Here is a 21560-nt window from a genome sequence, read left to right as displayed (position 1 = left end):
TTGATAAGTATATGGGCAATGAAAAAACACCTGGCGGCAAACAGGCATCTCTTGCCCCCGCTTCAAACAATCGCACATTGAATGGGGTAGGATATCCGGCTGTAGCTCTGTTTACCCAAGCCCCCGTCAATAATAACAGTAACAGTTTACCACATCAGTTGCGTCAGGGGGTGGAAGCCCTGTCGGGGATATCTATGGCCGGCACATCGGTACATTATAATTCTTCTGCTCCGGCACAAATAGGCGCGCTGGCTTATGCCGCGGGCAATCAGATACACCTTGGCCCCGGGCAGGAGCAGCACCTGCCGCATGAGGCATGGCACGTGGTGCAGCAAAAGCAGGGCCGCGTTAAACCAACCCTGCAAGCCAAAGGACTTTCCCTAAATGACGACCCCACACTTGAAACTGAGGCCGATATCATGGGCCGACAGGCCGCTCAGTTAAAAACAACAGAGCCGGTTGAGTTAGCCACTGAACCTGTGCCGGCTGCAACAAATGTGGTGCAAAGAAAGATTGGTTTTGAATTTCAGGCAGTTGACAGTGTTGTTTTAATTAATGTTAAGCCAGGTAAGCATGATTTGGGTGTAAGCAAGAGTAAAGAATTTACAGTAACAAGCGACGGCGGAAAAGAAGCCGACGAACCAGGCAAAAGAATACTCTGGCCAGAATTGGAACTGGTGACAAAGCCTGTTGAGGAAACCCCAGAAGGACGTGAAAGACTGGTGGATATGATGGAGGAGATAGATGAGTTTTCGAAGTCGATAAAAGATGGTGACTATATTGCAGGAACAGGAGGGGACATAATTAACTGGAATGGTTCTGCCGCTAAGAAAAGTGAGTTAGACGTGGTGAATGCGGAAGTTGATGAAGAATTGAAAACAGGAGACACAGAAGAAGAACCGGGCCACAAAAGCAAGCTAAGAGAAACTCGAAGAAAAGAAAAACTTGAAGAAAAAAAAGTGCCAAAATATCATATCGTTGAGAAAGTAACTTTTCATCCGCAGGCTACCGTGGGTGTAAAGTTTGAGAACGTAATTGATTTAATTAGTTATCTAACCAATGCACCAATCAAAGAAGGTGGTGTAGTTATGGGAGAAACCAAGAGGGTAGAGGGTGGAGATGCCATAACAACAGGTGCCGGAGGTACATCTCAAAAGGAAACTAAGGATTTAAAACGAGATTCTCACGAACGAATTTATAGTCCGCAGGTTGCGGCCAAAGTTATTGGTTGGGGTAGCGGAGGTACACCATACGGCAGGTATAGATACAGGCCGTTTAAATACAGTTGGATGGCAGCACTGAATAAAGTAAATCCAGAGCTACCGGCTAAAGTTAAAGCACTTGCTGCAATTTTCTATGGCTTAGCAGAAAACAGGTCTGCTGAATATAAAAAGGAAATAGGCAATCCTCATTACGTAAAGGACATGATGCCGTTTATGTTGAGAACAGGTTTTTTGCCGTTTTTTAACAATCTTAACGAGGATGAAAAAAAAGAATTAAAGAAAATTGATTGGAAAGGGGCTTTGGATGTACCGATTATGCCGGAAAGCAAGGATGAAAAACGTGATTTCAGTGAAATCGAAAAAATACCGACCGTTATGGAAATATTTGCCGCTCTGATTGGTACAAAAGAAACCATTCAAATGGAGCACAAAAGGGAAGTAGATGTCCAAATAGACCTTAAAGGCGAATCTGTGAATGTACAGGTAGCCCTACATAAAGGTGAAGAGGTAAAGGTTTTAAATGAAGATGCAAAAGACTATCTTTTAGACGAACGCGTAGCTGGGCACGGCGATATTGAAAGCCTCACTGACTTTGAAGAAGATGAAGAAGGTGTAAATGATATCGGTATTTCTGAGACAGATGTGGCAACCACAGGGCCCGAAAGGCGGCGCGGAGCTATCATTGAATTAAGAAATCTTGGCAATAAGGTGCCACCCGAGAAACTTACTGCATTCGCGACGGCCGTTTTTGATTTGATCACTCTTGTAAATTGGAACCCGTCGTTCCCTCGTCCTCTTCCCGTCATTCCACCACCCCCTCCTCCAGATGATTGAAGTTATTGAGGGAAATTTGCAAAGGCGGCATTTTTAAGTCATTTGATATTCCAGGGAAAGTAAATCATCCTCCGGCCGTGCGCTACTAAGCAAAAAAACATAATCTGCCCACTTTGGCGGCTAATGATTGAGAAGGTGTATGCCGTTGATTTCTGGTGATTCTTGCTTTGTCCATTATAAATACTGTAGATCGCTTAATAAAAGCAGGTTATAAATGATGTTTGGTTGATCATCTACAGTTCACTATTAAACAGCGGCTAAAGGAGATGTTGATGAGGTGGATAATGATGAGGTAGAAGATGGCGGTGATGGTGGTGCAGCAGAAGATGAGCCTTCCCCTGCATTAATAAGTACGATCAGGTCAAAAACGGCCAAAGCAAATTCCATAAGTTTCTCAGGTGGTACATCACTGCCAAGTTTCCGCAATTCAATAATTGCTCCCTGACGTAGCTGTGCTGGCTCTGTATCGGAATCGCCGATGTCATCTATACGCGTCATGTCATATAATTTAAGAGATTCTTTGTCATTCGTTATCTCGGCGTGGCCTCCTATTCTTTCTCTTTTAAGAAGCTCTCTTTTATCCTCTTTTTTTTCATCGTCACTCCTGTCTTTTAGTATATCTTTAAATATTTGTTTGACAGTCGGGATCTTTTTACTCTTAAACTCATTTTTGTTATGCTTATTCTCCGGCATTATTTGCATATCCCAGACGCCATTTGCATAAATTTGCTTTAATTGTTCCACCTCACTTGGGATAAGGTTATTAAAAAAAGGCAAAAGCCCGTTTCTTAACATAAAAGGCATTGCTTGTTTGGGGAACCTGGGGTCATCAATGGTATCTTTAGATTCTCCAGACTGATTTTTTGCCAAACCATAAAAAAATGCAGCAAGACCTTTAACCTGGGGCGACAGTCCCGGAATCAGGTTTACTTCATCCATAGCAGCCCCCCAAGCTGCCTTATATGGTTTATGGTATCTTTTTGCACCCCATCCAAAAACGTTTGCTGCCTCTTGCGGGTTTGTAATTATTGCCGGAGCAGTTCCCGGTGTCAACTCTGCTTTGCTTTCTTGTTCATGTGAGATACTGCTGCCTGTTGCCTCCGCTTCTGCTGTTATCATTGCCTCCACCTCTTTTACTTCCGGCTTAGGCCGTTTCTTAACAACACGGCGGCCGTGTTTTTTGATTGGTGCATTGGTTATGTATTCGATTAAATCAGCTATTTTTTCAAACTTTACCCCAACAGTAGCTTGCGGGTGAAAATGTTTTCCTGTTTTGGCAATAACGAATTTTGGAAATTCTTCTCCTTCTACCGAAAGTTTTTCTTTTAATAGTCGCGCTGTTGCCCTATCGCCCTTTTTTTCTTCCTCTTTACGCTTGCGCTCTGCCTCCGTGTGTCTTCTCTCTACTTCCGGGTCACTGCTGGCAGTACGCGATCGCGGTGGTGGAGGTATCCACATCGAAAGGTCATAAGGCTTTTTAACTTCTTCTTCCCAATTGATCTTTGGTATGTCCTTTATCGCATCACCATGTTTTATTTCATCCAAAAAATTTACTATCGCCGCCATAGTTTTCACGAGATCTTCACGTCCTTGTGGGGTTTCCTCAACAGCTTTTGTTATCAGCTCCAATTCAGACCCTATTTGTAATACACCTCCATCACCTTCTACTTTAAATCTTCCCTCGGTTTCACGTCCCAATATTTCTTTGCTACCGAACGGTCCCCTCAAAAAAATACTCTTAACCGCCTGAAATTCAAATCCAATCTTCCTCTGTACCACGCCTACCGATTGCAAAGCCGGGTTGTTCAACAGTGTTACGGACGTATCGTCACTTGTTTTCAATTGCACAGCGCGCTGCCCCATTACATCGGCCTCTGTTTCCAACGCATGGTCGTCATTTACTGCCAATCCTTTGGCCTGCAGGGTTGGTTTAACCCGGCCCTGTTTTTGCTGTACCACGTGCCAGGCTTCGTGCGGCAGGTGGTGCTCTTGCCCGGGGCCAAGATGGATCTGGTTTCCTGCGGCATAGGCCAGCGCGCTTATCTGTGCCGGAGCAGAAGAATTATAATACACCGATGTACCGGCCATAGACATGCCCGACAATGCCTCTACGCCCTGCTGCAACTGATGCGGCAAACCGTTGCCGCTATTGGCCGATGGGGCGGGTGCTTGTGCAAACCGGGTTACAGCGGGATAGCCCTTGGTTGCTTTATCGCCGTTCAGCAATGGCGCGACCGATGTTGGCTGTTGATCCCTGGGGATTTTTACTTTGCCCATTATGAATATTGCAGGTCATTAATAAAAGCAAGTTATAAATAATGTTCGGTTGATTATGTACGGTTCACTATTAAACGGCGGCTAAAGGAGATGATGATAAGGTGGTAGAAGATGATGAGGTAGAAGATGGCGGTGATGGTGTTGGTGGAGCAGCAGAAGAGGAACCTTCCCTGGCATTAATAAGTACGATCAGGTCAAAAGCGGCCAAAGCAAATTCCATAAGTTTGTCATGTGGTACTTCATCGCCAAGTTTTCTTAATTCAATAATTGCTCCTCTTCTTTCATCTCCGGGGGCGTCAGATGCACCGATGTCGTCAACTGTTTCTAACTTCCAAACATCTTTATAATTTTCTTCTGTTATTCCGCCATGACCATGGGTGTTAGTTCGTTGAAAGTAATCTCTATGATATACATTCTCCTGTTTTTCATCGCTTAAGGCTTTTTTGGCCAGCATATCTTCAAACACTTTTTTAATGATCGGACTATTATCCTCTATTAACCTTTTATCAAAAAGGCTCGTGTCGATTAGCTGTAATTGTTTTACCTCTTCTTCGGTAAGACTATTAAAAAACGGCCAAAAAGCGTTCCTTAACATAAATGGCATCATGTATTTTGCGGTGCGGGGTGTTTTGTTAAAGTCTTTTTTATATTCATCAGCCCAGGTTTCTGCAAAGCCATAAAAAATTGCAAGAAGGCCTCTCACTTTAGGTGATAGCCCGCCAAGTTTGTCTACTTTATCCAGTCCGGCCCTCGAGGTTGTTTTATATTTTATGTGATGACTTTTACTACCCCATCCTAAAATATTTGCTGCCGTTTGCCGGTCTTTAATTATGCCAGAAACATCAGTTGGCGCCACTGCTTTCGTTTCCGGCCGGGGCTCTTCCGTTATGTTTCGACCGCCTGTTTTAAAAGGTGCTTTGGTTAAATGGTCAATCAGTTCAGCTACCCGCTCAAACTTTACACCTACTGTAACCTGAGGATGAAAATGTTTTTTTTTGTCTGGGATGTAGAACTTAGGTAATGTTTTTAACTCATCATTAAAACGACTTAAACGTCCTGTTTGCCTTGTGTCCCGTTCAGCTTTTTCATCCTTGCTCTCATCTACTTTCCCTTCATCAGCAAACGTTTCTCTGACGAGTTTCCTATTTGCTGTGTCATAGAGCGATTTTTTAACAATATCAATCCAATTAATTAATGGTATACCTGCTATATATTCGCCATCTTCTACTCTATTTAAAAATCTTGCTATGGCCTGCATAATTTTCACAAGTTCTTTACGTCCATCTGCTGTTTCCTCCACTGGCTTTGTCACCAACTCTAATTCTTTCATATCAGGTATTGTGCTGCCGTCAGATTGTACTTCAAAATACCCGTTCGTATGTTCACCCAGTTTTTTTTCCTTGATCTCATCTCTCTTAAAAAAGATACTTTTAACTGCCTGAAATTCAAGACCTATTTTGCGCTGGGCCACATCTGCCGATTGCAAAGCCGGGTTGTTCAACGGTGTTACAGGCGTATCGTCGCTTGTTTTCAACTGCATCGCACGCTGCCCCATTACATCGGCCTCTGTTTCCAACGTATGGTCGTCATTTATTGCCAATCCTTTGGCCTGCAGGGTTGGTTTAACCCGGCCCTGTTTTTGCTGTACCACGTGCCAGGCTTCGTGCGGCAGGTGCTGCTCTTGCCCGGGGCCAAGATGGATCTGGTTTCCTGCGGCATAGGCCAGCGCGCCTATCTGTGCCGGAGCAGAAGAATTGTAATGCACCGATGTGCCGGCCATAGACATGCCCGACAATGCCTCTACGCCCTGCTGCAACTGATGTGGCAAACCGTTGCTGCCATCGGCGGATGATGCAGGAGGCTGTGCAAACCGGGTTACGGCAGGATAGCCTTTAGCGGCTTTATTGCTACTGTTAAAGGGTGGCCCAAGTGATGGTTGCTGTTGGCTCCTGGTGGTTTTTGCTTTGTCCATTGCGTGCATGCTGACGTGTTTGAGATTCAGTAATTTAAGAATTAATATCTATACTACTAAAGTATTCTGATTGCGTTTTATGCGGCATAAATACCTGTTGTTATACCAGAGGTAATTGAGGGAGGGGCCCCATTTCCGCTATTTGTTGCCGCGATGGGCGGGGGGGCAAAGGTGGACGATCTCCAGTGGGCAAAGGCGGCCGTGGCCGCGGCGGCACCGGTGGCGACGGCCTGGATACCAGCTTGGCCTCTTCTGTTGTCGAGCCGGTAGCAGTAGCACCTATAGCTATCCCTGTACGCGCTGGCCCTGATCCGTCAGTGGTATTGATCGCTCTGACGAGACTAAAAACCGCCAGCGCAAACTCTTCGAGCTTTTCGGCAGGCACATCATTACCTAGTTTTCTTAGTTCGATAATAGCGCCGCGTCTTTTTTCTGTTTCTTTTTGAGAGATGCCAATGTCGTCAATAGTATCCATTCCCCAGCTTTTATAATTATATCGATTTTCATCGCCTGGCCTCTCTATTCCTCCAATCACTCCGTGGCCCAGCACCCCTTTTCCGTATGAAGAATTGAGGGTTTGAAGTAAATCCATTTTTGTATCGCCCGATTTTCCTGCTTTTTCCAGCATATCTTTTAATATGTCTGCTATTTTCGGCGGATCTGACTTCAATTCTCCATCCGGAGGCATTACGGGTACATTCAGTTCTTCTCCGATACTTTTTAACTCGCCCTGCTCTTTTTCGTCCAAACTGTCAAAAAAAGGCCTAAAACCATTTCTTAATGTAAAAGGCATCCAATATTTTAAGAAACTGGGATCTTTTGGAACTATACCATGCTTACCCGTTTGATTTTCTGCTAAACCATAAAAAATTGCTGCAAGTCCCTTCACTTTATCGCTCGTTAGTTTACTATTAGCGTTTGCTCTCTCAAGCCCGGCTTTCCATGCATACTTAAATGTTTGCTGATCATCTTGTCCACTCCACCCGAATTTGTCTGCCTCAGTAATTTTGACCGAATTCCCTTCCATCTTTACCTCAGCAACCGGCATTACTTCTTCTTTTATTTCAAAATCATCTTCTGTCTCGTCGCTTCCTATTGATGCCTTTTTAAATCTTCGGGTAATAGTTTCCTTAGCTTTACCTCCTTCCTTAAATGGGGCCTGTGTTATATAATGAATTAATTCGGCTACTTTTTCAAACTTCACCCCAACGGTGGCTTGCGGATGGAAATGTTTACCAGACTTGACCATGAAAATAGCATCTTCCGGCACTTCAGGCTTCCAGGGAAAAGGGGTTATTTTTTTCAATTCTTTTTCATCATCTACTTCCCTCATAAACTCTCCGATCTTTGTCATAATGTGGGTTAATCGTATAAGGCCTGCATCAGTTTCCTCTACCGCTTCTGTTACGATTTCTAGTTCATTTGACGTTTTACCTACATCGGTTTCCACCTTAAATCCGTCTTTGTTCGGCAGTGTTAACGGATTTGCCACTGAACTTACACCCTCAATAGTTATACTGTCATACGCCTGAAACTCAAATCCTATCTTTCTTTGTACTATATCACCTGGTTGTAACCCCGGGTTGTTAAGCGGCGATGCCGGCATATCGCCTGCTGTTTTTGGCTGCACAGCGCGCTGCCCCATTACATCGGCCTCTGTTTCCAGCGCATGGTCGTCATTTACTGCCAATCCTTTGGCCTGCAGGGTTGGTTTAACCCGGCCCTGTTTTTGCTGTACCACGTGCCAGGCTTCGTGCGGCAGGTGCTGCTCTTGCCCGGGGCCAAGATGGATCTGGTTTCCTGCGGCATAGGCCAGCGCGCCTATCTGTGCCGGAGCAGAAGAATTGTAATGCACCGATGTGCCGGCCATAGACATACCCGACAGTGCCTCGACGCCCTGTTGCAACTGATGCGGCAAAGCATTGCTGCCACCGGCGGATGATACGTGGGGCTGTGCAAACCGGGTTACAGCGGGATAGCCTTTGGCTGCTTTATCGCCACTGCCGCCTGATGACTGAGAAAGTATCTGCTGCTGGCTCCTGGTGGTTTTTGCTTTGTCCATTGCGTGTATGCTGACGTGTTTGAGATTCAGTAATTTAAGAATTAATATCTATTTAATATTGCCGAAGGACGCTGATCAGCTTTTTATTGTGCATTGATGTGCTTTTATTTTTTTACTTCGCTCAGTTCTTTTAAAAGGCGTTGTGCGCCTTCATGTTCGGGGTTTAATTTAAAGGTTTGGTCAATCCATTTTAGTGCCCGCTCGTCATCGCGCAGCATATAATAGCACCCGGCCATGTTATATAGTACCGCTGTATCGGGCGGGTGCACTTCTAACGATCGTTCGAAAAAGAATAAGGCATCTTTATAACACGATAGCTGGTAAAAGATGGAACCGATGTCAAAAGCCAGATCACCTTCTTCGCCAATACCGTAGTAATTATTCCATACTTCGTATAAGAGCATGCTGATGTTGGTAATTTCTTTCGGTGTTGCATCTTCAGCTAACATCAGCAGGCCGGGTATCAGTTCCTTAAACATGTTTGTATCAAACCATAGCAGCCGCAGGCACGATTCCATTTGTACCAGGTTCAATTCATATGCGTTTCGGGTAAAGTGCTTTTTCAGGCGGAAAGCGTCGTCGGGACCAAAACGTTCTGCATGATTGCGAAATGCCATTGCGGTTTCGATATAATTTTCGGGTTGCTCCAGCATCAGCAACGCAGATACGCTTATAGATTCGTGGTGTTGCCTGGTGTTAAACGATAGTGCTCCATATGATGCAAAATAGGAGATAAGCGCATGAAAGTTAACATTTAAAGAGAAGCCCCCGCCATGTTTAATAATCTGCGGAGGCTCATTATAATCCAGATCGGGTAGCTGATGGCGACCCTTATCAGCCGAGATTAATAAAAATCCCCCGGCAGATATACTGCGCAAACGTTCAAGGCACCTGATGGCTATATGCGGGAACAAAAGCCATGACTTATCTATATTCAGGCGATAATATTCCAGCAGCAGGTTCAACGCGTTTTCGGAATACCGGGTTGTCGGGTCTGTTATAAGCTTGTGATAATTTGCCTGAAGCTGTGGCATAATATCAGCGGGTGTCATTGTTTCGTTATAATCCCCGGTAATGGTTAATACCGTTTCGGCATCGTATACCTTTTTTTTGGTAATATAAAAAAGGTCCTGCGGCACACTGTCTAAAAGGTAATTGGCTACAATAAGCAGGGGCGTTTTAAGCGTACCCTTTGTTAATTTGATACCGCTTACCTGGAGGTTGATCTCGTCGGAAGCATTTACGTCAAAACAGGCAAAATCGAGCCAGTGTTTGTCAAGAAATGGCTTGAGCTTTCGGTGACTCTTCCAAAAGGCAATGTTATGGGGCGACAGGTCGCTCATTATATAGGTAAAAGGCGGTACCTCAAATGCCGCATTTTTGCAAAGAGTATGAAGATGGGTGAGCAGGTGGTAGGCCAGTCGGCCGGATCCTGTACCCAGTTCAAGCAAATAAATATTTTCTTTTTGATGCGGGGCTATCCTTGCACGGTCGCGTAAAAAACCGAATATAATTTCGGCATAGGTGGCAGCCATTGCAGGGTTATTGGTAATATAATGTGGAACGTCGCCATTACGCCAGGCCTTTATACCGGCATTGGTATAATAGTCGCGCTGGAGTTGCCAAAGGCGTGAATCAGAAAAAGGCTTATTGGTTTCAAAAAGGTGCATCAAGTTAAACTGGCTTTGATGTTATCAAAGATAAGATTTCGGCGCATCCGGCAAAGGGGATTATTTGGAGAGCTATATTTTGCCTCAACGAGGAATAAACCAGGTTCCCCAAAGCGCACGGAACAGTCTGGTTAAGCCTCTAGGAATATCCAGTACCCAAAGCATTTGGCTAACAGGGGATATGCTTCAAATTGAATTTACCAGCTTTTATACAAATGGCAGACAAGCATTCAATTTTTATATCACCAACGTCCGGCTTGGGGAACAGTGGCCCAGTCATCTACAGGTAATTTTTAAAACGTATAATGGTGAAAAAAAGCTTAGTTATAATCTGCTTTTTTATAAAAAAATAATATTAAATATAAGATTTATAAATAGTTAACTGTTTTGTATCCTCCGTGAGGAACTGTTTATCCTGGCTGAGCTAAAACGGAGAGCCGAATATTTTCAACGCAGCTAATGATCGGATTTTTATCTTTACATCGTTTAATCCCCTATCATTATACCATGCATTTTTGCAGGAATTTGCTGTTGTCGTTTTGTTTACTTAACCAGGCTGTATTTGCCAGCGTTAAAATGCAGCCAGTTGATTCATTGTATAAAACGAAAGATCTACAAGATGTTATCAGGTCATTTGTCAAAAGTAAAGGTGATGCTGATACAGCCAAATCCCATTCTAATCTATCATTTTTTCCTTCTGTTGGATATACCCCGAGTTATGGTTTAGAACTTGGACTGGTATTGTCAGGCGGAGAAAATCATGGTGATCCGGCCAATACAACTTTTTCTATTTTTAATACAAATATCTTTCTATCCACAAATGGACTTGCTTCAGCCGAGTTTAAACACAATGATTTTAGCAATGAGAACAAGTGGAATTTACAGGGTGATTACGAAGTTGGAAGAACAATAGCCATGGATTACGGTTTGGGAACCGGGCGTCCGCATCAGGGAGACGACAGTTTTGTACTCAACGGTTTACCCGTAACCATTACTCCGGACGTTATGCCTATTCAATATACCTATTTGAAGCTGTATGAAAAGGTATACCGCAAACTGTTTGATGATTTTTATGCGGGTATGGGAGTCATTGTTGATGGGTATCAGGATATTGATAGACCCAGGAGGGGAGCTGCAAGACGACGCAGTTATAATGTCATGTACAGTATAAAAAATGGTTATCCGCTAGGCGGTTACTGGGCCAATGGGATACTATTCAATTTACAATATAATACACGCGACCATCCTAACAGGCCTTATAAAGGCATTTACGCGGATGTTGTCCTTCGCCTGAATTCAGAAACACTGGGAAGTGAACACAATGCCACTCAATTAAAAACTGAATTTAGAAAATACTGGTCACTGTCGAGTGCTAATCCTGAACATGTTTTGGCATTCTGGTTATGGGGTGATTACTTGTTAAAAGGTTCATTGCCTTATCTTGAATTACCCGGCACCGGTGCTGACGCGGATGAAAGAGGCGGCCGTCCTTATACCATCGGAAGATTTAAGGGCACCTCCTTTTATTTTAACGAAATAGAGTACCGATATCCCATTACGGAAAATAAGCTGTTGAGCGGCATCGTATTTGTAAATGCGCAGACCGGGAGTAATCAGCAAAACATTCATTTATTTGAAAGATGGAATTCGGGAGAAGGAGGAGGGCTTCGCCTGCTGTTTAATAAATATACACGCTCAAATATTTGCATGGATTATGGGGTAGGCAACTATGGCGCAAGAGGGCTGTTCGTAGCCTTAAATGAAACATTTTAATCATAAAGCATAACCATCATTGATAATATCCATACCATAAATTTAAGAACAGAATACACACACATTAATATTATGATTAAGCACTTACAATATTACTTTAGAATAAGCCTTTTACTGGTATTTTTTTTCAGCTCCCTTAGTTGTTTAGCTGTTCCGGTAAAATCGCAATTTGCCGACAGTACCAAAACAGATTTACCATGGTATAAAAAGCTTTCCGTTATTGGCGAATATCAATATTTCAAAACATGTCACCACAGTCGCTTTGATGGCGGCTATGCGTTTGTGGATTATAATGCAACAGCCCACTTTGCTATGGGGCTTGGTATTGGTTATGATTATAGCACATTACATATTGACAATGGCTATAACCTCAGGCATGTAAAAGTATTGCCGGTTCTTGCTGATTTTCGGTATGTGCCTTTTTCCGATTGGATTGTATGCCCGTTCGTCGTAGCGGACCTTGGTTACTCCACCTTCATAAAATATGAACAGGAAGATCCGACACATGTTGAAAGTACAAGGAACGTAACAGACAGGGGCCTGTACACTTTTGGCGGGGGCGGAGTATTGGTCAAATTAAGTCATAAGGTGGCCATATATACCAGCGCAGGCTTTACCGGAATGCATATGTCTTTTAGTAACCTGGATGTAAATCCCCGCGGCTTGTCTAATAAGATAGGAGTAAAAGTAAACTTACAATAAAGCATATTTACTTTACTTTTTTATTGTTTCTCAACGACGAAACAATTTGTATGTAGCTATTTTGGTAATGATGATCTCCGGGAAGGAATTTAACAAAAAAGTTTTGCATCATAATATCAGCTAGCGGCTTCGGATTTTCAGTCTCTCCGTAGAAACAGTATACAGGGATGCTTATCTTTTCCACTTCGGGCTTCACTTTATAGACCCTGTTATCATCCCCGGTAGTAAACAGGTCTGCAAAGTGAACCCTGAAGTCTGTGGATAAATAGGGGGAGAGTAGCTGGAGCTTATTGACTTTAGCTTTTAAATCATCAGGAAGCCGGTTATAGATAAATGGAACTACATCGGCACCAAAGGAATAACCGCTCAAAACAATTCGTTTTGTCTTCCATTCCACGCTGTATTTTCTGAGCAGTTTAATAAAATCAGCTGTGGTTTCATCCGGATTTCTTTGATGCCAAAAGTATGTCCGGGAGTTAAACCCTATAACATGATAGCCCCTTTTTGCGAATTGAACAGCCAATGTATCATTAAAACCCAGCCAGCCTCCATCACCAGAAAGCAACACGATCATTTTTGGGGACATTGGGTTTGACGGCTGATATATAATTAAAGGAAGTCCAAATTCCTCCGTTTCAACACCTCTGTTTGCAACTGTTCTTTTCTTTAGCAAAAGGCCGCAACTGCTCAAAGAGACCACAACTAACAGGCAGATACAAATTTCCTTCCAGCTGTTTTTATAATTGTTATACCTAACCTGTAAAAGCATTTATAATTATAGCGCATTTTTTGCTATTTCGGGATAGCTTTTTGCATAATGGTGATCCCCGGTCAAAATAACAACCTTAAAATTAGATTTTTTTATTAACCCTAGGGCCTTTTCTTTTTCATCCTCGCCATAGTAACAGGTTACAGGGATATTCATTAATTTAACTTCTGCCGCAATATCCATTGACCGAACAGCATTACCTGACCCCAGCATATCCATGACATGAATTTCAAAATCTGTATATGAAGAAGGCGAAATTAATTGGACTAAGGTTATCCTATTTTTTAAAGCCTCGGGCAGGCGATTGTAGATAAAGGGGGTGACATCTGCACCAAATGAAAATCCACATATGACGATCTTCTGCTTATGCCATTCATTTATGTAGGTATTCAATAGCACGGCAATATCATTAGCTGTTTCCTGGGGTGTTTTCTTTTTCCAGAAATATTTGAAACTGTTCAATCCGATAACATTGAATCCATTGGAGCTATAGCTGTCAGCGAGTTTTTGACTGAAACTATTCCACCCGCCATCTCCTGAAATAAAAAGAACAAATTTATCATCCTTGTCCGTTTTTGCTTTAGTAATAATAATAGGTAAATCTGTAGCATACTTTGACCGCACAGGGCCAATCATATGCGCGGCATCAACATGGTCAATAGTTAAAGCGAATAATAGCAGGAGTGGGAATTTAAAACGTCTCAATTTTTTCAGGGTTTCATTACTTTATTAAGGGCATTTGGCAAGCTGATCAGATCATAATGATTCTCATAGATCAGATATTTATTTTGCCATGCAGGCAAAAACTTCTCCTTGAAATCTCTAAGCCCTCTATAGTGCCTGAACTGCTGAAGCCTTTCATAGGCGAACTTTAATGTTTTTTCCGGAAAGTCCCTTGCCTGGTCAATTCCGGACAGCGGCGCCAAGCCCAGGTTAAGATATTTATAACTATTAACCTTGCAATAGTCTATTAATGCGATGATAAGTGCATCGCTTACTCCACCCGGGGCCTCACTTGTCTTTCTTATCAGGTCATAGGTTGCTTCATCCGGCACAAAATCCGGAATGATATTCAGAAAAGCGAAAACCTGTTCGTCATCATTTTCAACGGTTATAATGGTTTGATTTTTTAGCTTCCTCCGATCAAACATTCCCTGGGTAAAAACAATTTCCTCCCGATTAGTGCTTTTCAGCCAATCGTTAGAAACAAATTCCAATTTTTGAAGTAAACCGTCTTTAATTGGCGCATCATAAATTTTAGTTTTGAACCCATTCTTATGAAGACTGTTTAATCCATTTCGCATAGATTTTCTATTTTTTCCTTCTAACGTAAATTTGTCAAGATCAACTATTGCCTCCTGGCCAATGATTAACGATTTTTTGCCAAGGGATTGAAAAAGTTGCAAACTTTTCTCGTCAACTCTGTAATAGGTCGATCGTAAGCCCGATTCAATGCAGAATTCTTCAAACTCTTCAAGTAGGACCATTTCATCCTGCTTGTTTTTACAAACAGGTTGTTCAAGTACGACGGCGAAGCTGCCCGCCATTCTATAGGAGATCAAGCCTTCGCGCCGCTTACCGAAATAGAGCAGCTTATCCTCATAGGTTTTAAAATAATCTACCGGTGATGCTCCCAGTTTATCAACGAGTTCCCGGGCCGCTGTAAAGTCTTCATCATCATGTTCAATATTAACAAAATAGGGTTTCAGCAACGCATAAAAAATCAGGCCAATTGATAAGGTTCCACTAATCCGAATAGTGTTTAAAAATACAAAGGCAAATGTTGTACGGGGAGCTAAATCCTTCACATCCAGCAAAATGAAGTTGTAAAAGGTGTGTTTAACAGAATCCAGCAGATGAAAATCAATACCAAAATGCCGCTTATCTAAAAAGTAAAACCCGGTAACGCCATAAACAGTAATTCCGCAAAATATCAATATAGCGGTCTCTATACCAATTGTTTGCAGGCGTACATTATGCCTTACATAATATTGTTTTCTGGTAAACCAAAGTACTAATACAACAAAAAGGGCTACTATTCCCTCTTCGTAATCAATTGCCTTGGTCAAGTTTCCAATTAATGATATCACGCATAATAAGATGGCAAACCTCCATGCGTTCTTTAATCCTTTAAAAAGGAACGCGGAGGTAATAATAAGCAGTAAGCCTGCGATGAATACCAGGTAATTGGATACAGAAATAGTATCGGCCGACAAAAAAGATTTTAACAATTTAACGCGATATGCCAGCGCCGGTGTTAGTACTGAAATAATGTTGATCAGGCCTAGTCCTAAAAGTAAAAATGCCGGGATTACCCTGAGTACCATGTTGCCCTTTCTAAGCGTAAAGCTAACAATGCCTGCAACTACCGGGAGCCAAAATTCAAATAAGCGATATATAAGAGTTATGGCTAATGCTTCAGATGTTGAATATCCATAATGCTTTAATATAACCGTAAGCGAAAATTCGATAGCGCCAATTCCCCTTAAAAATGGAGAAATAACCAGTATTAAGGTAGCGATAACATAACCTATCAGCGCTATTTTCCAGCTTGCATCTGCACCCATAACCAGCATTGCAATGTAGAGATGTGCTACACCAGCAAAATCTATTAAGATCGAATAAACATTTACAAGGGAAAACCACAACTTAAAATCCGGATGACTTTTAAATTCTGTACTTATTTTAGGTATAAATCTGCTCAATAGGCGATACACCCATCCTTTTCTGATAAAGGACGTTATGGCGTACAGCACTAATATGAGGAAGAAAATTACGATGGCTAAAGCCTCGTTGGCATTTTTCCAACTATCGCCACTTAGTGTTAAATAGGTTAATACCGGAATTGCAATAATAATTATGGAGACAATTCCCGTAAAGCCATATATGGTGCTCGCAAAGTGAATCCGAACCCTGCTTTCCTCACTGGTTTCTTTTTGGATATCCTTTGTGAAAAAGGCCAGGGATGTTATGCTTCCCCCGGGAAGAAAAATGCTGATAAGGTTTCTTTTTAAAAATAGAATAGTTGATTCCCAAAGGCTTAGTTTTAACTGAACCGCCCGGAAGCTGGCCCGGTACATAAGCGCTTGTAAGCATATATATATACCTGTAAGGGCAATTCCTATAATGATCCACAACGGATTACCTAAACGGATATAATTGCCTACATTTTTGAGCTCTTCTCCCTGACTTCTGATAAAGTAAATAGCGAGGATTAATAATAGTAGACCGGTAATTTCACTCAGGTATAATCTGGGTTTTATAAGAAGCTTTTTTAACATGAAATCAAAAAGTGATTATCTATATTATAAGGTGTAGATAGTTGTTCAAAGGTAAACCTATTTCCAAACCAGTATATTTTTCATTCGTCTTTTTACTGTCATATTGGATGTTTTGAGAGGCCTGATCAGGCATTTTCGTGTGTGTATTAGCATACCGATTTATGTTGGCGGTAAGTAAAATCGCAATCAACAGTCAATAGTTTTATAAATCATTTGTTATTCAGCAAAGGTTCTTAGCCTTTTACCGGAACGGAATGGTCATGTTCATCAGAATTTTCATATTGTAGCACCCTGGACAATATTCTCATATGCTTTACAGGTAATCAAAACAGGGGTTTAACACTATTGATAAAAAAAACCTGCCAGAGCAGGGCAGACCGAAGTCTGCCCAAAGCCCCGGACAGGTACCCCTAACTATTAACTACTGACTCGCTCAGTTCTTTTTATTTTTGCTGTAAACAAATAATCTGTTCGGTATAACTGTAATTATTTGTCCATTGGCTGTCGTATATCGTCCTTTCATAAGCCACCAGCGATACCTTTCCACACGGCGAGGTAGTACCCGCAGTTGGGAAGCTAAAGTTGCTGGAGGTATTGGAAGTACCGTTAACTGAACCGCCAAAGCTGCTCACCAGTGAATAGCTCAACAGGTGGGCATCATACACCGAGAATGAACCAGTGATAATGTCGCCAACTTTATAATGTGAGCAGTTGCCCAGGTCATCGATCTGTAAACTGATCACCGGTGAGAGGTTATCCATCTGGATATACTTGGTGAAAGTTCCGGCAACGCCTTCAATTTCAAGGTCGATCCTCAGCAGGTCGTTGGTTCCAGGACTGAATCTCGCTAGTACGTTATCGGTATTTTTATCAAACGTTTGATAGTCGTAATAAAAATTCGCATCGGCTGATACCGTAGTGTACTGTACATATGGCGGCACCATCAGCCAGCCTACAGCTACAAAATCGTTATTCACATAGTACGAGGCTAGCGTATTCAGATCGGTTACCTTAATGCGGTATTTATTACCAACAAACGAAGGGCCCTGTATGACTATGACACCGCCGAACGGGCTATAGTCGTTAACCGCTGCCTGGTTGAGCGCGAATTTTGCGCCGGGGATGGTCAATCCATTTGCATCGCTGATCTGATCAACCGATATGCCTCCCAAAATATTGAATATAGGCGCCAATACACCTGAGCCAATGCCCGGTTTAATCTGTATGTAAGCATCCAGCCGGTTTCCCCAATATTCGAGCTTATTGGCATCAGTTACCGAAGGTGCCACACCCCATGACAGCACCGCGCGGATTTTTACTACCTCAGGTTTTGAGCATAGTCTGCGCACTTTATTAAAATCGTATGGCAGCACGGCTGCATATGACAGACCTTCTTTTGGGATGTCATTAATATCGTGAACATTCACTGTGGTGGTACCCACATAGTCCCATTGGCAGTTATTGCCCCAATCGGCCCAAAAAGCCACATATTCCAGGCTGCCATTGGTGCACAGGTCGCCCGAGTAACCGGCAGGTCTTTTTACCCTGAACGAAGCCACAAATTGTTCAAGGTTATAATCAAGACCTGTGCTTTCAAGCTGTTCATACGATACATTTGCATTGGTTTCGCTGAGTTCAGCCAATACAGCATTAAAGTCTATCCCCAGCTTATTCCATACATCAATATTTTTGGCCACCTCGGCAGTATCATAGCTTTGCAAAACCGGCAGTACCTGCTGCAAGCCAAACCTCGCCGCTGATACTTCCTTATTGCCTTTATATAGTTCTGCCAATTTGCTTAACTCCAGCGGCTGGCCATTTACTGCAGCTTTTAATTCCTCGAGGGCTGTTTGGCCTCCGGGTACAAGATTTGCCGCGTCAGCCAGTTTCAAACTTGGGTGCAATAGCGTAAGCTCAACCAACTGGTTGAAAATGGGATTTGCTACAACAAATTCGTTTTTCGGCTTTATCTGTATATGATCATCAACAGTGTTGCCCCATACTGATGAATAATTAGGATCATTCGCCGGAGGAATTTGATTCCACTCAAGTACCGCCCTAACCTGAGGCAGTACATGCACGCTGCACCTATTGGTTTTTGGGACGATTTTAAGAGACGCCGAATAGCTGAGCGGCTTTTCGGGGCTTTTGGTGCAGTCGGTACCTGTGGGTATGTCATGCTCGTTAACGGCACTGTAACCCTGGTCCTGCCAGCCGTTTCCATAATTAAGGTAAAATCGTACAAAGGCGTATGAGCCGATGGTGCACAGGTTGCCATTATAGCCTGAGTCTCTTTTGGTTGATACAATCGCCTCCAGTAATTGCAGGTCGGGATTGTAAGATACGGATTGAATCTGTTCATAATAAGTATTGCCTGAATTAGCGGCGACCTGTTCTTTAAAATTGGCAAGTGCCTTTACGGTTGTTGGATGGCCCGACACGTGGAGGACATTGAAGGAGTCTCTTAAACTGTGCAGGTTTTGTTCTTTCTCATTCATGATCTTGGTTATTAGCTAGCCGCTTAGCAGCAAAATATTGTGCCTACTCATTTTTCCCCTTTCGGCTTCCGGGCTTGAGCTGTTTTTTTAAGCTACCCAAAGCTATGGTGGCACAGCAACTGAATTTGAAGGGCAACTACCTGATGTTGAGACGTGTTTATACGCAATTTTAAGTGTACAACTACGCGGAGTAAAGGGGGCAGGATACAGCTACCGGTTCACGTTTGTGAAATTGATTTCGGTAAGAAGTTTGAAAAAAGGGAAACAGCTATCATTGCTGATACTGCTTTTATTGAGTTGAACGAACAGTTGAAAATATGGAGAATGGAATGTCTGCTTATTTATAAAACATCTTCTTCCTTAATGATATTATTTTTAAGTGCAAATATCACTACACCGGCTATATTTTTGGCTTGTATCTTCTCCAGTATCTTTACGCGGTAGCCCTCCACCGTGCGCTTGCTCAGGTAAATCTTATCAGCAATTTGCTGAGTAGTTTGCTGGTGGCATATCATCTGGATGATAAGTTTCTCACGCTCGTTCAAAATTACTTGTGGCTGGGTGAGCGGGCTGGCCTTGCTGCGCACAATCATGGAAGCCAATAAGCAAGAGGTTTGTGAACAGTAATAATTTTTATTTTGGTAAACGCTGATGATGGCATCCACAATCTCGTCCTTATGCGCATTCTTAAGCAGGTAACCTTTGGCCCCGGCTTCAAGCATTTCGATGATCAGGTTCTCTTCATCAAACATCGAAAGTGCGATAACCTTCACATCGGGGTGTACTGCCAGTATCTGTTTGGTGCTTTGGATACCATCAACTACCGGCATACGGATGTCCGTTACCACCACATCGGGCAGCTCCCGGTTCACTATATCAATTAGTGTTTGCCCGTTTGATGCGCGTCCGCATACCTTAAAGCCGGGATGCCTGGACAGCATAAGCGATAAGCCATCCAAAAATATTTCATGATCGTCGGCAATTACAATATTGATATCGGTCATCAGCAATAAATTAGGTGGGTATGAAATTTGATTAAAATTAAATAATATTAACTATTAACCGGCACTTTAATTATCATTTTGCATCCTTTATTTTTAGAGGTAATGAGCTTAAAATCAGCATCAAGCATCTGGCATCGGTTCTCAATGCTTTTTAAGCCGAGGCCGCCCGAGGCGGCGCGTATGCTATCCGGATCGAACCCTCGCCCATTATCTTCTGATACCAGGAATAACCCGTCAGGCTGGCTGGTTATGGCCAGTTTCAGGCTCCTTGCACCGGAATGTTTTATGGTGTTATGAACGATCTCCTGTATAATACGAAATAAATGTATCTCCGTTTTTTTAGGTATCACGGTATCTTTTGTTACGCTAAAAATTATTTTTATCGACTGGCGGCTACCCATGCGGCCAATATATTCATTCACCACCATTTCCAGGTTGTTTCTATCAAGGCCGCTGGGCAGAAGATTGTACGCTATCTCCCTGAGATTATGGATGGTTTCATCAATATAACCTGAAGCCTTGTCAAGCGATTCCCGGTCAGTATCATTATTCACAGCTATACTATTCATGAATAATTTCACGGTTGACAGCATAGGACCGAGGCTGTCATGCAGGTCATTGGCTATGCGCTTGCGCTCCTGCTCCTGCATCATGATCTGTGCCTGTATACGCTCTTTCTGCAATTGCATATATCGTTTGTGATACCTGATAACCGATATGACAAAAAAAATGATCACAATGGCTATCAGTATCGACGTAATACCAACCGTGTAAAATAATTTATCTGGCATACTGCTGCATTAATAATACTGGTAAAGCCGGGCTGATGTTAACGGCCATTGAAATAGTGGCTGTATGGGTCGTTCTTACTGCCGCCCATAAAGTAGATGCCGGCAGCACACATTAAATATATAAAGAAATTAAGATAACTAAAGCCCATGATTATTTTATTGGCTACCTCCGATTTATCAGAACCAATAAAGTATGATGCCTCGTAAATGATCTGATATAAAAATAATATAATAAATGCCAGGCAGATGATAAACACAGGATTTTTCAACAGGACCGCATTCTGGTAAAACATCATAGCATTTATCTGATTGATGCAGAGCAATACAATAACAAATGCATAAAATACCCTGAAATAGGGGCTGAACGTGTTGATGTTTTTAAATACTATTGTTTCTATCACCCAAAAAATAACGCAAACCAGGCCCAGCACTATAAACATAGGCCGGGATCTGACTGCATTTTTCCATAGATAAAGCTGATATAATATGATGCAGCACTCCACCAGGCTGTATATCTTAATAACCGGGGCATTGGTTTTAAATGCATTAATGCAAATAAAGCTGGCCAACTCCGACAAAATCCCGATCAGCAGTAATATCAGCAGCGGGTAATATATCTTATCGATCTTTTTAATACGTATAAGGGCCACAATTATGGGGATAATAATGGCCTCGCTCAATATAAAGTTTACTACAACACCCAT

The 21560-nt window shown here is 42.5% G+C and carries 14 protein-coding genes; 3 read left to right on the top strand and 11 right to left on the bottom strand.

Features of this window, described 5'->3' with window-relative positions:
- Positions 1-11 precede the first annotated feature (11 nt).
- On the top strand, positions 12-2057 hold the full coding sequence (locus BLU33_RS12495; RefSeq protein WP_091373126.1) for an eCIS core domain-containing protein: 2046 nt from the start codon (positions 12-14) through the stop codon (positions 2055-2057).
- A 246-nt stretch (positions 2058-2303) separates the two neighbouring features.
- Here BLU33_RS12495 and BLU33_RS25100 read toward each other — a convergent pair whose 3' ends face one another.
- The 4 genes from BLU33_RS25100 to BLU33_RS12475 form a co-directional block, all read right to left on the bottom strand.
- Positions 2304-4334 carry an eCIS core domain-containing protein gene (locus BLU33_RS25100; RefSeq protein WP_157682134.1) on the bottom strand — a complete coding sequence of 677 codons (2031 nt, stop codon included), beginning with the start codon at positions 4332-4334 and terminating at the stop codon, positions 2304-2306.
- A 70-nt stretch (positions 4335-4404) separates the two neighbouring features.
- A complete protein-coding gene (locus tag BLU33_RS12485; RefSeq protein ID WP_197684496.1) occupies positions 4405-6306 on the bottom strand; it encodes an eCIS core domain-containing protein in 1902 nt (633 codons plus the stop codon).
- A gap of 100 nt (positions 6307-6406) precedes the next feature.
- Positions 6407-8368 carry an eCIS core domain-containing protein gene (locus BLU33_RS25395; RefSeq protein WP_091373121.1) on the bottom strand — a complete coding sequence of 654 codons (1962 nt, stop codon included), beginning with the start codon at positions 8366-8368 and terminating at the stop codon, positions 6407-6409.
- A 104-nt stretch (positions 8369-8472) separates the two neighbouring features.
- A complete protein-coding gene (locus tag BLU33_RS12475) occupies positions 8473-10038 on the bottom strand; it encodes an SAM-dependent methyltransferase (protein ID WP_091373118.1) in 1566 nt (521 codons plus the stop codon).
- A 459-nt stretch (positions 10039-10497) separates the two neighbouring features.
- Between BLU33_RS12475 and BLU33_RS12465 the strand changes: the two genes are divergently transcribed.
- Both BLU33_RS12465 and BLU33_RS12460 read left to right on the top strand, forming a co-directional pair.
- Positions 10498-11811, top strand: a complete 1314-nt coding sequence (locus BLU33_RS12465; protein WP_091373114.1) for a BamA/TamA family outer membrane protein — start codon at positions 10498-10500, stop codon at positions 11809-11811.
- Between the two features lie 72 nt (positions 11812-11883).
- Positions 11884-12513, top strand: coding sequence for a hypothetical protein (locus BLU33_RS12460; RefSeq protein WP_091373111.1), 630 nt, complete (start codon positions 11884-11886; stop codon positions 12511-12513).
- A 7-nt stretch (positions 12514-12520) separates the two neighbouring features.
- Here BLU33_RS12460 and BLU33_RS12455 read toward each other — a convergent pair whose 3' ends face one another.
- The 7 genes from BLU33_RS12455 to BLU33_RS12425 all read right to left on the bottom strand — a co-directional run bounded on the left by BLU33_RS12455 (position 12521) and on the right by BLU33_RS12425 (position 21560).
- Positions 12521-13282 carry an AcvB/VirJ family lysyl-phosphatidylglycerol hydrolase gene (locus BLU33_RS12455; protein WP_091373108.1) on the bottom strand — a complete coding sequence of 254 codons (762 nt, stop codon included), beginning with the start codon at positions 13280-13282 and terminating at the stop codon, positions 12521-12523.
- A gap of 6 nt (positions 13283-13288) precedes the next feature.
- Positions 13289-13987, bottom strand: coding sequence for an AcvB/VirJ family lysyl-phosphatidylglycerol hydrolase (locus BLU33_RS12450; RefSeq protein ID WP_157682133.1), 699 nt, complete (start codon positions 13985-13987; stop codon positions 13289-13291).
- 5 nt (positions 13988-13992) lie between these two features.
- Positions 13993-16563 (bottom strand): phosphatidylglycerol lysyltransferase domain-containing protein, encoded by a 2571-nt coding sequence (locus BLU33_RS12445; protein WP_091373103.1) that lies wholly within the window; start codon positions 16561-16563, stop codon positions 13993-13995.
- A gap of 443 nt (positions 16564-17006) precedes the next feature.
- Positions 17007-19061 (bottom strand): hypothetical protein, encoded by a 2055-nt coding sequence (locus BLU33_RS12440; protein ID WP_091373101.1) that lies wholly within the window; start codon positions 19059-19061, stop codon positions 17007-17009.
- Positions 19062-19402: 341 nt separating this feature from the next.
- Positions 19403-20065, bottom strand: a complete 663-nt coding sequence (locus tag BLU33_RS12435; RefSeq protein ID WP_172829248.1) for a response regulator transcription factor — start codon at positions 20063-20065, stop codon at positions 19403-19405.
- Between the two features lie 47 nt (positions 20066-20112).
- Positions 20113-20856: a sensor histidine kinase gene (locus BLU33_RS12430; protein ID WP_091373099.1), complete on the bottom strand. Its 744-nt coding sequence runs from the start codon at positions 20854-20856 to the stop codon at positions 20113-20115.
- A 38-nt stretch (positions 20857-20894) separates the two neighbouring features.
- Positions 20895-21560 (bottom strand): hypothetical protein, encoded by a 666-nt coding sequence (locus BLU33_RS12425; RefSeq protein WP_091373095.1) that lies wholly within the window; start codon positions 21558-21560, stop codon positions 20895-20897.

Origin of the sequence: Mucilaginibacter mallensis, from assembly GCF_900105165.1 — a bacterium.
GTDB classification, from domain to species: domain Bacteria; phylum Bacteroidota; class Bacteroidia; order Sphingobacteriales; family Sphingobacteriaceae; genus Mucilaginibacter; species Mucilaginibacter mallensis.
Note: the sequence above shows the minus strand (reverse complement) of the source record. Positions and strands in the feature narration are given on the sequence as shown.